Source organism: Pseudomonas sp. xss_2 (genome assembly GCF_043104195.1).
Lineage (GTDB): Bacteria > Pseudomonadota > Gammaproteobacteria > Pseudomonadales > Pseudomonadaceae > Aquipseudomonas > Aquipseudomonas urmiensis.
The window spans coordinates 54073-68485 of sequence record NZ_JBICKL010000055.1; the positions used below are offsets into that span (position 1 = coordinate 54073).

General features: G+C 62.1%; 13 protein-coding genes. 9 read left to right on the plus strand and 4 right to left on the minus strand.

Annotated features, from left to right (window positions below; genetic code table 11):
• The first annotated feature begins 28 nt into the window (after positions 1 to 28).
• The 6 genes from gatC (at position 29) to ACF8K2_RS13310 (ending at position 5197) form a co-directional block, all read left to right on the plus strand.
• The gene (gene gatC / locus ACF8K2_RS13285; protein WP_186554038.1) at positions 29 to 316 is read left to right on the plus strand and encodes an Asp-tRNA(Asn)/Glu-tRNA(Gln) amidotransferase subunit GatC; all 288 of its coding nucleotides are present in this window, start codon (positions 29 to 31) and stop codon (positions 314 to 316) included.
• Between the two features lie 15 nt (positions 317 to 331).
• Positions 332 to 1783, plus strand: coding sequence for an Asp-tRNA(Asn)/Glu-tRNA(Gln) amidotransferase subunit GatA (gene gatA, locus ACF8K2_RS13290; protein ID WP_368973067.1), 1452 nt, complete (start codon positions 332 to 334; stop codon positions 1781 to 1783).
• Positions 1784 to 1794: 11 nt separating this feature from the next.
• Positions 1795 to 3240 (plus strand): Asp-tRNA(Asn)/Glu-tRNA(Gln) amidotransferase subunit GatB, encoded by a 1446-nt coding sequence (gene gatB / locus ACF8K2_RS13295; RefSeq protein ID WP_186554040.1) that lies wholly within the window; start codon positions 1795 to 1797, stop codon positions 3238 to 3240.
• A 95-nt stretch (positions 3241 to 3335) separates the two neighbouring features.
• Positions 3336 to 3707 carry a septal ring lytic transglycosylase RlpA family protein gene (locus ACF8K2_RS13300; RefSeq protein ID WP_186554041.1) on the plus strand — a complete coding sequence of 124 codons (372 nt, stop codon included), beginning with the start codon at positions 3336 to 3338 and terminating at the stop codon, positions 3705 to 3707.
• 61 nt (positions 3708 to 3768) lie between these two features.
• The gene (locus tag ACF8K2_RS13305; RefSeq protein WP_392465213.1) at positions 3769 to 4812 is read left to right on the plus strand and encodes a calcium/sodium antiporter; all 1044 of its coding nucleotides are present in this window, start codon (positions 3769 to 3771) and stop codon (positions 4810 to 4812) included.
• 10 nt (positions 4813 to 4822) lie between these two features.
• A complete protein-coding gene (locus ACF8K2_RS13310; protein ID WP_186554042.1) occupies positions 4823 to 5197 on the plus strand; it encodes a carboxymuconolactone decarboxylase family protein in 375 nt (124 codons plus the stop codon).
• A 110-nt stretch (positions 5198 to 5307) separates the two neighbouring features.
• On the opposite strand, the gene ACF8K2_RS13315 is transcribed toward ACF8K2_RS13310, so the two are convergent.
• From ACF8K2_RS13315 to ACF8K2_RS13330, 4 genes are all read right to left on the minus strand, one after another.
• Positions 5308 to 6672 (minus strand): amino acid permease, encoded by a 1365-nt coding sequence (locus tag ACF8K2_RS13315; RefSeq protein WP_392465203.1) that lies wholly within the window; start codon positions 6670 to 6672, stop codon positions 5308 to 5310.
• A 53-nt stretch (positions 6673 to 6725) separates the two neighbouring features.
• A complete protein-coding gene (locus ACF8K2_RS13320; protein ID WP_186554044.1) occupies positions 6726 to 7667 on the minus strand; it encodes an AEC family transporter in 942 nt (313 codons plus the stop codon).
• Between the two features lie 175 nt (positions 7668 to 7842).
• Entirely contained in the window at positions 7843 to 8403 is a 561-nt protein-coding gene (locus ACF8K2_RS13325; RefSeq protein WP_186554045.1) for a response regulator transcription factor, read from the minus strand.
• Complete coding sequence (locus ACF8K2_RS13330) at positions 8400 to 9659, minus strand: ATP-binding protein (protein ID WP_392465205.1); 1260 nt, start codon at positions 9657 to 9659, stop codon at positions 8400 to 8402. The genes ACF8K2_RS13325 and ACF8K2_RS13330 overlap by 4 nt, the downstream gene beginning before the upstream one ends.
• Positions 9660 to 9862: 203 nt before the next feature.
• On the opposite strand from ACF8K2_RS13330, the gene ACF8K2_RS13335 reads away from it, so the two are divergent.
• The 3 genes from ACF8K2_RS13335 (at position 9863) to ACF8K2_RS13345 (ending at position 14375) form a co-directional block, all read left to right on the plus strand.
• Positions 9863 to 10579 carry an SIMPL domain-containing protein gene (locus ACF8K2_RS13335; RefSeq protein WP_264234842.1) on the plus strand — a complete coding sequence of 239 codons (717 nt, stop codon included), beginning with the start codon at positions 9863 to 9865 and terminating at the stop codon, positions 10577 to 10579.
• Between the two features lie 364 nt (positions 10580 to 10943).
• On the plus strand, positions 10944 to 12569 hold the full coding sequence (locus ACF8K2_RS13340; protein WP_186554048.1) for an ABC transporter substrate-binding protein: 1626 nt from the start codon (positions 10944 to 10946) through the stop codon (positions 12567 to 12569).
• Between the two features lie 213 nt (positions 12570 to 12782).
• Entirely contained in the window at positions 12783 to 14375 is a 1593-nt protein-coding gene (locus ACF8K2_RS13345; protein WP_392465209.1) for an ABC transporter substrate-binding protein, read from the plus strand.
• Positions 14376 to 14413: the final 38 nt, after the last annotated feature.

Consider the following 14413-nt stretch of genomic DNA (forward strand, 5'->3'; position numbering starts at 1 on the left):
ATCCGTTTTGTTTCCCTGGAGATCCCCAATGGCGCTTCAACGCTCCGACGTGGAAAAGATCGCCCATCTGGCCCGACTGGGCCTGAATGAAGGCGAACTGCCACGCATCACCGATGCCTTGAACAGTATTCTCGGGCTGGTCGACCAGATGCAAGCCGTCGACACCAGCGGTATCGAGCCTCTGGCCCACCCCCTGGAGGCCAGCCAACGCCTGCGCCCCGACCAGGTCACTGAAAGCAATCAGCGCGATAGCTATCAGGCCATCGCCCCGTCGACCGAAAACGGTCTGTACCTGGTTCCGAAAGTCATCGAGTAAGGGATAGCACCTGCCATGCATCAATTGACCCTGGCCGAGATCGCCCGCGGACTCGCCGACAAGTCGTTTTCCTCCGAAGAGCTGACCGGCGCCCTGCTGGCGCGGATCAAGCAACTCGACCCACAACTGAACAGCTTCATCAGCGTCACCCAAGACCTGGCCCTGGGCCAGGCGCGTGCCGCCGACGCCCGCCGCGCCGCGGGTGAAGCCGGTGCGCTGCTGGGCGCGCCAATCGCCCATAAGGACCTGTTCTGCACCAACGGCGTACGCACCAGCTGCGGCTCGAAGATGCTCGACAACTTCAAGGCGCCGTATGACGCCACCGTGGTCGCCAAGCTGGCCGAAGCCGGCATGGTCACCCTGGGCAAGACCAACATGGACGAGTTCGCCATGGGTTCGGCCAACGAATCCAGCCACTATGGCCCGGTGAAAAACCCGTGGAACCTCGAGCACGTGCCTGGCGGCTCGTCGGGTGGCTCCGCCGCTGCCGTGGCCGCACGCCTGCTGCCGGTAACCACCGGCACCGACACCGGCGGCTCGATCCGCCAGCCGGCGGCGCTGACCAACCTCACCGGCCTCAAGCCGACCTACGGACGCGTCTCGCGCTGGGGCATGATCGCCTACGCCTCGAGCCTCGACCAGGGTGGCCCACTGGCGCGCACCGCCGAAGACTGCGCACTGCTGCTGCAAGGCATGGCCGGCTTCGACGCCAAGGACTCGACCAGCATCGATGAGCCGGTGCCGGACTACAGCGCCAACCTCAATGCGCCGCTCGAAGGCCTGCGCATCGGCCTGCCGAAAGAATATTTCGGTGCCGGCCTCGACCCACGCATCGCCGACCTGGTCCTGGCCAGCGTCAAGGAGCTGGAAAAGCTCGGCGCAGTGGTCAAGGAAATCAGCCTGCCGAACATGCAGCACGCAATCCCCGCGTACTACGTGATCGCCCCGGCGGAAGCCTCCTCCAACCTGTCGCGCTTCGACGGCGTACGCTTCGGCTACCGTTGTGAAGACCCGAAGGACCTCACCGACCTGTACAAGCGCTCGCGTGGCGAAGGCTTCGGCACCGAGGTGCAACGGCGGATCATGGTCGGCACCTACGCGCTGTCGGCCGGTTACTATGATGCCTACTACTTGAAGGCGCAGAAGATCCGCCGCCTGATCAAGAACGACTTCATGACGGCTTTCGAGCAGGTCGACCTGATCCTTGGCCCAACCACGCCGAACCCGGCCTGGAAGCTTGGCGCCAAGAGCAGCGACCCGGTCGCCGCCTACCTGGAAGACGTCTACACCATCACCGCCAACCTGGCGGGCCTGCCGGGCCTGTCGATGCCAGCGGGCTTCGTCGAAGGCCTGCCAGTGGGCGTGCAGCTGCTGGCGCCGTACTTCCAGGAAGGCCGCCTGCTCAACGTCGCGCACCGCTACCAGCAAGTCACCGACTGGCACACCCGCGCCCCCAACGGCTTCTGAGGAATTCACACATGCAATGGGAAGTTGTGATCGGGCTGGAGATTCATACCCAGCTCGCCACCCAGTCGAAGATTTTCTCCGGCAGCGCCACCACCTTCGGTTCTGAGCCGAACACCCAGGCCAGCCTGGTCGACCTGGGCATGCCTGGCGTACTGCCGGTGCTCAACCAGGAAGCCGTGCGCATGGCCTGCATGTTCGGCCTGGCCATCGATGCCGAAATCGGCCAGCGCAACGTCTTCGCGCGCAAGAACTACTTCTACCCTGACCTGCCCAAGGGCTATCAGATCAGCCAGATGGAGCTGCCGATCGTCGGCAAGGGCCACCTGGACATCGCCCTGGAAGACGGCACCATCAAGCGCGTCGGCATCACCCGTGCGCACCTTGAAGAAGACGCTGGCAAGAGCCTGCACGAAGACTTCAACGGCGCCACCGGGATCGACCTGAACCGCGCCGGCACGCCGCTGCTGGAGATCGTATCCGAGCCGGACATGCGCAGCGCCAAGGAAGCCGTGGCCTACGTCAAGGCGATCCATGCGCTGGTGCGTTACCTGGGCATCTGCGACGGCAACATGGCCGAAGGCTCGCTGCGTTGCGACTGCAACGTCTCGATCCGACCCAAAGGCCAGGCCGAGTTCGGCACCCGCTGCGAGATCAAGAACGTCAACTCGTTCCGCTTCATCGAGCGCGCGATCAACAGCGAGATCCAGCGTCAGATCGACCTGATCGAAGACGGTGGCAAGGTTGTCCAGGAAACCCGCCTGTACGACCCGAACAAAGACGAAACCCGCTCCATGCGCAGCAAGGAAGAAGCTAACGACTACCGTTACTTCCCCGATCCTGACCTGCTGCCGGTGGTCATCGAGAACAGCTTCCTCGAAACCGTCCGCGCCGGCCTGCCGGAGCTGCCGCCACAAAAGGTCGAGCGCTTCCAGAGCCAGTACGGCCTGTCGGCCTACGACGCCAACGTGCTGGCCTCCAGCCGTGAACAAGCGGACTACTTCGAGCAAGTGGTGAAGATTGGTGGCGACGCCAAGCTTGCCGCCAACTGGGTCATGGTCGAGCTGGGCAGCCTGCTGAACAAGCTGGGCGTGGAGATCGACCAGGCGCCGGTCAGCGCCGAACAGCTCGGTGGCATGTTGCTGCGCATTCGTGACAACACCATCAGCGGCAAGATCGCCAAGACCGTGTTCGAGGCCATGGCGGCCGGTGAAGGCGATGCTGACAGCATCATCGAGAGCAAAGGCCTCAAGCAGGTCACCGACACCGGCGCGATCGACAAGATGCTCGACGAAGTGCTGGCGGCCAACGCCGAGCAGGTCGAACAGTACCGCGCGGCCGACGAGGCCAAGCGCGGCAAGATGTTCGGCTTCTTTGTCGGCCAGGCGATGAAAGCCTCCAAAGGCAAGGCCAACCCGGGGCAAGTGAACCAATTGCTCAAGGCCAAGCTCGAAGGGTAAGCCCAATCACGGGGCAAGCCCGCTCCCAGGTGAGCTCTACGCTCATGCGGGAGCGGGCTTGCCCCGCGATGACTCACTCAGGAGCACCACCCAGAATGCGGCGTAGCCTCAGCGCCCTGGCGCTTTTCTCCCTGCTGGCCGGCTGTGCCAGCCACGATATCGACCCTCGCGGATACGACACCAGCGGCACCGCCTCCTATTACGGCTCACGCCACCACGGCAAACGCACCGCCAGCGGCGAACCGTTCAACCAACATGGCCTGACCGCCGCCCACCGCAGCCTGCCCTTCGGTAGCCGGGTACTGGTGACCAACCTGGCCAACCAGCGCAGCGTCGTGGTACGCATCAACGACCGCGGCCCACACACCCGCGGCCGACTGATCGACCTCTCCCGCGCCGCCGCAGAAAAAATCGGCATGATCCGTAGCGGAACCGCGCGAGTCCGGGTACAAGGTCTGAGCGACTGATCCGACTGGAGCCCTGACCATTTTCGACCTGGCCACCCTTCCCACTTTCAGCCTCCTGCAACTGGGCTTCGGTTTGCTATTGCTGGTGCTCGGCGCCGAACTGCTGGTGCGCGCCGCCCTGCGCCTGGCGAGCCGCCTGCACGTGCGACCACTGATCATCGGCCTGAGCCTGGTGGCGTTCGGCAGCACCGCACCGCAACTGACCGTGAGCCTGCAGGCGGCCTACCAGGGCGCGCCGGATGTGGCGGTCGGCAGCGTGATCGGCAGCAACATCTTCAACGTGCTGGTGATCCTTGGCCTCGCCGCGCTGATCATCCCTCTGCGCGTCTCGCGCCAGTTGGTGCGGCTGGATATCCCGCTGATGGTTGCCGCCAGCGCCTTGGTCTACATCTTGGCAGCCAACGGTCAATTGGGGAGGCTGGAGGGGCTGCTGTTAGTGATTGGCCTGGTCGGCTATCTGGCGATGCTCTGGCATCAGTCCCGCCATTATGCCCGCACCTATCCCGCACCCGGTCCACTGCCAAGCAGTTCTGGGCGCTTCTGGACCGGCGCCGTGCTGCAGATTCTGCTCGGCCTGGGGCTGTTGAGTGTGGCTGGCCACCTGCTGCTGGAGGCTGCCGTCGAAGTCGCGACCGACCTGGGGCTGTCGGAGCGGATCATTGGCCTGACCGTGGTCGCCGTCTGCACCTCACTGCCGGAGCTTGCTGCCGCACTGATCGCCGCCCTGCGCGGCGAGCGCGAGATCGCCGTAGGTACGGTGATCGGCAGCAACCTGTTCAACCTGTTGGCGGTGCTGGGCGTCACTGCCCTGGTCACTCCTGCCCCACTGTCGATATCGCCCAACGCGCTAGACTTCGACTTGCCGGTGATGCTCGGCGTTGCCGCCTTGAGCCTGCCGGTGTTCTATTCAGGCTACCGCGTCACCCGCGCCGAAGGGCTGGTGTTCCTCTGCCTATACCTGGCCTACGGCCTGCATGTGGTGACCTTCACCACCGGCATGCCGCTGGCCGGGCGCCTGGAAAACCTCATGCTGTTCTATGTCCTGCCAGTGCTTGGGGTGATTCTGCTGTACACCACCCTGCGTGCCTGGCGCCGCCAACACTAAGGAAAACAACATGGCCGATGCAGCAAAGACTGGCGAGCAGGTGCGCCGCCAAGTAATGGGCGACGCGTTCGTCGACCGCGCACTGAACAACGCCACCGATTTCACCCAGCCCCTGCAGGATTTCGTCAATGAACATGCCTGGGGCAGTGTCTGGTCGCGTGACGGTTTGCCGCTGAAGACCCGCAGCCTGATCACCCTGGCGGCCCTGACTGCGCTGAAGTGCCCGCAAGAGCTCAAGGGGCATGTGCGCGGGGCGCTGAACAATGGCTGTACGATGGAAGAGATTCGCGAGGCGTTGCTGCATTGCGCCGTGTATGCGGGGGTGCCGGCGGCGATTGATGCCTTCCGCGCTGCGCAGGAAGTGATCGACAGCTACGAAGGTTAAGGTGTCAGGGCCGGCCCTATCGCGGGGCAAGCCCGCTCCCACGCAACTTCTATGGGTTCACACAGATTGCGTGGGAGCGGGCTTGCCCCGCGATAGGGCCGACGCGCTCTTCAGGCCCTGACGGCTTGACGTTTCTTCTTCAGGTGGAACGCCACACCCAGCACCGCAATCCACACTGGAATCAGCATCACCGAGATACGAATCGGCGGGGTCAGGTACATCACCACCAGAATCAACACGATGAACGCCAGGCACAGGTAGTTGGTCACCGGATGCCCCCAGCTACGGTAGAACGGCGTCTCACCCGACTCGATCTTGGCCTTGCGGAACTTCAAGTGGGTAATGCTGATGCTGGCCCAGTTGATCACCAGCGCCGACACCGCCAGCGCCATCAGCAGGCCAAAGGCCTCCCCTGGCATCAGGTAGTTGTTCAGCACGCACAAGCCGGTGGCCGCAGCCGACACGCCCAGTGCGGTCAACGGCACACCGCGGCGGCTAACCTTGAGCAGCTGGCGTGGCGCATCGCCCTGGCTGGCCAGGCCAAACAGCATGCGGCTGTTGGCATACACGCAGCTGTTGTACACCGACAGCGCGGCAGTCAGCACCACCACGTTAAGGATCGTCGCCACCAGGTCGCTGTCCAGCTCATGGAAGATCATCACGAACGGGCTGCCGCCCTGCACCACTTTCTGCCAGGGGTACAGCGACAGCAGAATTGCCAGCGCGCCGATGTAGAAAATCAGGATGCGATAGACCACCTGGTTGGTAGCCTTGGGGATGCTCACCCGTGGGTTGTCCGCTTCGGCCGCGGTAATGCCGACCAGCTCCAGGCCGCCGAAGGAGAACATGATCACCGCCAGGGCCATGATCAAACCGGTGACGCCATTGGGGAAGAAGCCACCGTACTGCCACAGGTTGGCCACACTGGCATCCGGGCCGCCATGGCCACTGGTCAGCAGCCAGGCGCCAAAGCCAATCATGCTGACAATCGCGATCACCTTGACCAGCGCGAACCAGAACTCCAGCTCGCCGTAGACCTTCACCTGGGTCAGGTTGATCAGGTTGATTGCGACGAAGAAGATCGCGGCCGTGGCCCAGGTGGGGAAGTCTGGCCACCAATACTGCACATAGATGCCCACGGCAGTCAGCTCGGCCATGCCCACCAGCACATACACCACCCAGTAGTTCCAACCAGAGACGAACCCGGCGAACTCACTCCAGTACTTGTGGGCAAAATGGCTGAAGCTGCCGGCGACGGGCTCTTCGACCACCATCTCGCCGAGTTGGCGCATGATGAAGAAGGCCATCAGGCCAGCGATGGCATAGCCCAGCAAAACGGACGGACCGGCCAGCTGGATGGTCTGGGCGATGCCCAGGAACAGCCCGGTACCGATCGCCCCGCCCAGCGCGATCAGCTGGATATGGCGGTTTTTCAGCCCGCGCTGTAACCGCTCAGGCGTGTTCTGGTCTTGCATGAAGTGTCCTTTGGTCAGGAGGCAGTGTTATTGGAGTTGTTTGCAGTCAGGATCTAGATCCATCCGCCCCACTGCAAGATAAAGATGCCGATATTGGTGGTGATCGCCGCCATTAGCGTGGTGATCACGATGATCGACGCCGCCAACTCATGGTTGCCATTGGCTGCGCGCGCCATGACATAACTGGCCGCAGCCGTGGGGCTGCCGATGTACAAGAACAGGATGCCCAGTTCGGCACCGCGGAACCCACACAGCCAGGCGCCCAAAGTGCCCACCAGCGGCAGCCACACCATCTTCACCAGGCTGGCGTCGATGGCCAGCTTGCCACTGTCGCGCAGCGCCGCCAGCGACAAGGTGCCGCCAATGCAGATCAGCGCCAGCGGCAGGGTCATCTGCGCCAGATAGTCCCCGGAGGTCAGCAGCCAGTTGGGCAGTGGCACCTGGGCGTAGGCCATCGGCGTTGCCAGCAACACGCTGATGATCAGCGGGTTGCTGAAGATGTTCTTGCAGATGCTCCACGGATCGGACTTGAGGTCCGGGCTGTACACCGCCAGCACCACCGCCGACAGCGAGTTGTACATGAGGATCACCAGGCCCGCGAGCACCGCGCCCAGCGAGATGCCGTAGTCGCCGTAGAGGCTGGCGGCCAGGGCCAGCCCGATCACACCGTTGTTGCCGCGAAATGCGCCTTGGGTATAGATGCCTCGCTCGGCCAGCGGCGCCCGCCAGATAGCCAGGCCCCAGGCCATGGCGAAGCCGACCAGGGTAACGGCGATGAAATAGAGGATGACACCAGGTTTGATCGCTGCTTGCAGGTCGGCGTGGTAAATACCAAGAAACAGCAAGGCAGGCATGCAGACGTTGAACACCAGCGAAGAGGCGACCTTGCTGAAGTTATCGTCGATCAGGCGGATACGCTTGAGGAATACGCCCATGAACAGCATGGCGAACACCGGTGCGGTGATGTTCAGCGTCTGGATGAGAAGGGCGAGCATTCGCGAGCGGTCCTAGGGGTTGCCGTTAGGGCGCTAATGATACGCGAGCTGCGCAAGGTGCGGGCATTTGCCTGCAATAAAAGGAAATATCCTTCAGATTCGGCTAGTTTTGTGGCGCCTGGATCGGCTTGCAGGCGGGACAAGGCCCTCTCAAACCGATCCAAGCTATCCACACTCAGCGGCGAACCGGACGCTTTTGCAGCTTGCGCTGCAACGTGCGCCGGTGCATGCCCAGCGCTCGTGCGGTGGCAGAGATATTGCCCTCGTGCTCACCCAGCACGCGCTGGATGTGTTCCCACTGCAGGCGATCCACCGACATCGGGTTCTCCGGCACCAGCGAATCCAGGTCGGCATGCTCAGACAGCAACGCCGCCAGCACATCATCGGCATCGGCCGGCTTGCACAGGTAGTTGCAGGCGCCGCGCTTGATCGCCTCGACTGCCGTGGCGATGCTCGAGTAACCGGTGAGGATCACCACGCGCATTTCCGGATCCATCTCCAGCAGCTTGGGCAGCAGCACCAGCCCTGAGTCGCCGTCCATTTTCAGGTCCAGCGCGGCGTAGTCCGGCAGGTCGTTCTGGGCCAGGACCAAGCCCTCCTCAGCGGAGGATGCGGTGCTCACGCGGAACCCGCGGCGACTCATGGCACGGGACATGACCCGAGTGAAGGTGGCGTCATCGTCTACCAGCAACAAATGCGGCAGTTCTTCGCCTTCAACCTGAATTTCATCGCTCATCGTTCATCTCCTCGCTTGCCATAGGGCAGGCGCAGCTCGGTAAGGGTGCCGCCCTGCTCATGACTATAGAGTTTCACCGAGCCGCCCGCACGGGTAACGCTGGCCTTGCTCAGGAACAGGCCAAGGCCGAAGCCCTTGCCCTTGGTGGTAAAGAAGGGTTTGCCGATTGCCTCGGCAATGGCTGGGGGAATCCCCGGGCCATGGTCGCGGATGCTGATAATGATGTCCTGGTCGTCCCAGTCCAGACGCACTTCCAAGTCATCCGGGCAGGCATCGGCGGCATTGTTCAACAGGTTCAACAGGGCCTGGGTGAGGTCCGGCGGCGGCGTCAGCTGCGGGACCCGGCCATCTTGCAAGCGCTGGAAGCGGTAGCTGGCTTCCGGGCGCATCAGGTGCCAGCGGTTGAGTGCTTCGTCCAGCCAGGCAGTGACATCTTGCTTGACGATGGCCATGCGCCGATTGGCCTCGGCGGCTCGCACCAGCTGCTGCAGGGTCTGCTTGCACAGTTTGACCTGGTCCTGCAGCACGGCGAGGTCTTCCTGCAACTGGGCGTCGTGGTGATCCTGGCGCATCTCGTTGAGCAGCACGCTCATGGTCGACAGCGGCGTACCCAGCTCGTGGGCAGCGCCGGCCGCCTGGGTGGCGACCGCCAGCAGTTGCTCGTCTCGCAGGCTTTCTTCGCGGCGCTCACTGCGCAGTTGCTCCTGGCGGCGCAGCTCCTCGGCCATGCGCGCGGCAAAGAAGGTAATCACCGCTGCGGCCAGGGCGATGCTCAGCCACATGCCATAAACCTGCATCTTGTCGCGCGCCAGCGGCAAGGTTTCCAGCGGGTAGAACTGCACCAGCAACAGGCTGTAGGCCGCCAGGGCGAGGCCTGAAAGCACCAGCGAGTAGATCCACGGCAAGGTCACCGCAGCGATCGCCAGCGGCACCAGGTAATAGGACACGAACGGGTTGGTCGAGCCACCGGAGTAGTACAACAAGACACTGTGGATAAATAAGTCGCAGGCCAGCTGGAAGGCGTATTCAAGCTCGGTGACCGGCAACGACAGGCGCAAGCGCAAGGCGGTGAAGGCACACAGCAGCGAAGACAGGGCGAGCGTTACCACCAGCGACAGCCAGGGCAGCGGTAGCAGTTCGGTCCAGTAGGCAACACCTACCGAGCCTGCTTGAGCGGCCAGGACCAGCACGCGAATGACGGTCAGGCGCCAGAGGTTCTGACGAGTAGCGGACAGCGGTTGTGCGGCAGCGAGCATGAGCTCTCCTGATGAGTGCTCCAGGAAAATCGGCTGGAGTATACCGAAGCCGGGCCCCTCGCTGCAGTGATGCGGCAAAGCGCCACACTTTGTCACAGGTTGATGATGGCATTTGTGAACCCACTACACTGTTGCCGGTCTGATGGGCCATGCGTGGAATGGAACGCCAATCTCCACGCCTTCAATTCGCCAAGGAGTCACTCATGCAAATCCCTCGTCGCGGCACTGCCCTGATCCTGTCCTGCGGCCTGCTGGCCAGCCTGCCCGCATTGGCAGCCGATGAGCCGCGTTACAACCAGGTGTCGCTGCGCGCTGAAGTGAGCAAGGAAGTTGCCCGCGACCTGATGGTCGTGACCCTGTACAGCGAAGCCCAGAACAGCGACCCGGGCAAGCTGGCCAAGGAGATCACCGAGACCATGAACAAGGCCGTGCAACAGGCCCGCCAGGTCAAGGAAGTGAAGATCAGCCAGGGCAGCCGCAACAGCTACCCGGTGTATGACAGCAAAGGCCAGAAGATCACCGGCTGGCGCGAACGCGCCGAGCTGCGCCTGGAAAGCGCCGACTTCCCGGCCCTGTCCAAACTCACCGGCGAGTTGCTGCAAGAGCTGAAGATGGGCGGCATGGATTTCTCCATCGCGCCGAACACCCGCAAGACCAGCGAGGACGAGCTGCTCAAGGATGCGGTCAACGCCTTCAAGGCTCGCGCACAACTGGCCACCGAAGCGCTTGGCGGCAAGGGCTATAAAGTGGTCAACCTGAACCTCAATAGCAGTGGCTATCCCCGCCCGTACCTGCGCAGCGCGCCGATGGCGATGAAAGCGATGGGTGCTGACGAGGCGGCGCCGGCACCGGATATCGAAGCGGGGACCAGTGAAGTCAGCATGAACGCCGATGGCTTGATCGAAGTGCAGATGCCTTGAACCCGCTTTGAGCGGCAAGCTTCAAGCGGCAAGTCAAAGACAGTCCGTGCAATACGGAACCGGCTTTCACTTGCAGCTTGAAGCTTCCAACTTACACCTAACTCAGATCCTTCCTACGCACCTTTAGGGTGCATCCCTATTGCATTCTGCCCTCGAAATATTCGGCAAAATGCCAGCATTACCCCCTCGCAAACGATCAACTTCGGCGAAACTTACATCGATGCGACATTGATGTACGCCCGTACCACTTTTTTGACGCCAGCTATCCTTCATGGTGTTGCATTGGGAACACCCCCTGCATAAGTATCCGCAGGTCGGCTCACGAGGCCACCTCAAATCCAAAAATGACAACAATGAGGCCACCATGCTCAAACACGCAGTCATTCCGTTCCTGGTCGGCGCAGGCTTGCTTGCCAGCGCACCGTCTGCCCTCGCTGCAAGCAACCTGGTGTTCTGCTCCGAAGGCAGCCCAGCCGGTTTCGACCCAGGGCAGTACACCACCGGAACCGACTTCGACGCCTCGGCCGAGACCGTGTTCAACCGCCTGACCCAGTTCGAACGCGGCGGCACCGCGGTGATCCCCGGGTTGGCCACCCAGTGGGACGTCTCCGACGACGGCAAGACCTACACCTTCCACCTGCGTGAAGGGGTCAAGTTCCACACTACCGATTACTTCAAGCCCAGCCGCCCATTCAATGCCGACGACGTGCTGTTCACCTTCAACCGCATGCTCGACAAGAACGACCCGTTCCGCAAAGCCTACCCCACCGAATTCCCGTACTTCACCGACATGGGCATGGACAGCAACATCGCCAAGGTCGAGAAAGTCGATGAGCACACCGTGCGCTTCAACCTCAATCAGGTTGACGCAGCGTTCATCCAGAACCTGGCCATGAGCTTTGCCTCGATCCAGTCGGCCGAGTACGCCGCCCAGTTGCTCAAGGACGGCAAGGCCGCCGAGATCAACCAGAAGCCGATCGGCACCGGCCCGTTCGTGTTCAGCAAGTACCAGAAAGACGCGCAGATTCGCTTCAAGGGCAACAAGGACTACTGGAAGCCTGAGGACGTGAAGATCGACAACCTGATCTTCGCCATCACCACCGACGCCTCGGTGCGCATGCAAAAACTCAAGAAGAACGAGTGCCAGGTCACCCTGTTCCCGCGCCCTGCCGATATCGAACCGCTAAAGGCCGACAAAAACCTGCAAATGCCGCAACAGGCCGGCTTTAACCTCGGCTACATCGCCTACAACGTGATGGACCAGATCAAGGGCAGCAACCAGCCCAACCCGATGGCCCAGCTCAAGGTGCGTGAAGCGCTGGACATGGCGGTCAACAAACAGCAGATCATCGATTCGGTGTACCAGGGCGCCGGCCAGTTGGCAGTCAACGCCATGCCGCCGACCCAGTGGTCCTACGACACCAGCATCAAGGACGCCAAGTACGACCCGGAAAAAGCCAAGCAGCTGCTCAAGGAGGCCGGGATCAAGGAAGGCACCGAGATCACCCTGTGGGCCATGCCAGTCCAGCGCCCCTACAACCCCAACGCCAAGTTGATGGCCGAGATGCTGCAATCGGACTGGGCCAAGATCGGCATCAAGGCCAAGATCGTCAGCTATGAGTGGGGCGAGTACATCAAGCGCTCCAAGGGCGGCGAGCAAGGCGCCATGTTGATTGGCTGGAGCGGTGACAACGGAGACCCGGACAACTGGCTGGGCACCCTCTACGGCTGCGATGCCATCGACGGCAACAACTTCTCCAAGTGGTGCTACAAACCCTACGACGACCTGATCAAGCAGGCCAAGGCCACCTCCGACCAGGCCAAGCGCACCGAGCTGTACAAGCAAGCGCAGCACATCCTCAAGGAGCAGGTGCCGATCACCCCGATCGCCCACTCCACCGTGTACCAGCCCATGAGCGCCAAGGTTAAGGACTTCAAGATCAGCCCCTTCGCTTTGAACGCCTTCTACGGCGTGAGCGTGGAGAAATAGACCCGCCTGCCCATCTCGCCTGATCGGCGTGGTGGGCTCGGGCTGTCGATAGTTCATCAGACGCTTCGTCGCGAGCTATCGGAAATTTCCCGCAGCACTAAGCGAATTCGCAACCTGTCATCCCCTTCCTGACGGCCGTACCGTCAGGAACGGGTTTCTGTTGCCGTCATTCATCCCTGCTGCAGCTGACATCGATCAGGAAAAGGACTTGCCATGCGCCAGATTCCGCTGTGTTCCGTTGTGCTTGGCCTGGGCTTACTGACCCAGGCCCCAATCAGCCAGGCCAACAACCTGGTGTTCTGCTCCGAAGGTAGCCCGGCCGGTTTCGACACCGCCCAATACACCAGCGCCACCGACAACGATGCCGCCGAGCCGATCTATAACCGCCTGGTCGAATTCGAGCGCGGCGCCACTGCCGTGCAGCCAGCCCTTGCCGAGAAATGGCAGGTCTCGGCGGACGGCCTGCAATACACCTTCCACCTGCGCCCTGGGGTGAAATTCCACAGCAACCAGACGTTCACTCCGACCCGAGACTTCAATGCCGACGACGTGCTGTTCACCTTCCAGCGCATGCTCGACAAACAACAACCCTTACGCAAAGCCTACCCCACCGAGTTCCCGTACTTCGTCAGCATGGGGTTGGACAAGACCATCGCCAAGGTCGAAAAAACCGATCCAATGACCGTGGTATTCACCCTCAACAACGTCGACGCCGCGTTCATCCAGAACCTGGCAATGAGCTTCGCCGCGATTCTCTCCGCCGAGTACGCCGACCATCTGCTGGCGGCGGGCAAACCCAGCGACATCAATCAAAAACCGATTGGCACCGGCCCCTTCGTATTCCAGCGTTACCAGAAGGACTCGCAGATCCGCTACAAGGGCAACCAGGACTACTGGAAGCCCGAGGACGTGAAGATCGACAACCTGATCTTCTCGATCAACATCGACCCGTCGGTGCGCATCCAGAAGCTGCGGCGCAATGAATGCCAGGTGACCCTGCACCCGCGCCCCGCTGATCTGCCCAAGCTCAAGACCGACAAACAACTGCAGGTGCTGAGCAAGCCAGGCTTCAACCTCGGCTACATCGCCTACAACACCCGCCATGCGCCGTTCGACCAGCTGCAGGTGCGCCAAGCGATGGACATGGCAGTGAACAAGCCAGCGATCATCCAGGCTGTGTACCAGGACGCCGGGCAACTGGCGGTCAATGCCATGCCGCCGACCCAGTGGTCCTATGACGACACCCTCAAGGACCAACCCTACGACCCCGAGAAAGCCAAGGCGCTGCTCAAACAGGCAGGGGTCAAGGAAGGCACCGAGATCACCCTCTGGGCGATGCCGGTACAACGCCCCTACAACCCCAACGCCAAGCTGATGGCCGAGATGCTCCAGGCCGACTGGAGCAAGCTCGGCTTCAAGGTGCGCATCGTCAGCTACGAGTGGGGCGAGTACCTCAAGCGCATGAAAAGTGGCGAGCACGACATCGCCCTGATCGGCTGGACCGGTGACAACGGCGACCCGGACAACTGGCTTGGCACCCTCTATAGCTGTGGCGCGATTGGCAGCAACAACTACTCGCTGTGGTGCGATCAGCAGTATGACCAGTTGGTCCAGCAGGCCAAGCAGGTCACCGACCGCGAACAACGCAGCGCGCTTTACCAGCAGGCCCAGCAGCGGCTCAAGCAACAGGTGCCGATTACCCCGGTGGCGCATTCCACGGTCAACCAGCCGATCAGCGCCAGGGTGCACGACTTCAAAGTCAGCCCGTTTGGGCGCAATGCGTTTTCCGGTGTGAGCGTCGACTGATTTAGCCAGTCGGTGCCGGCCTCATCGCGGGGCAAGCC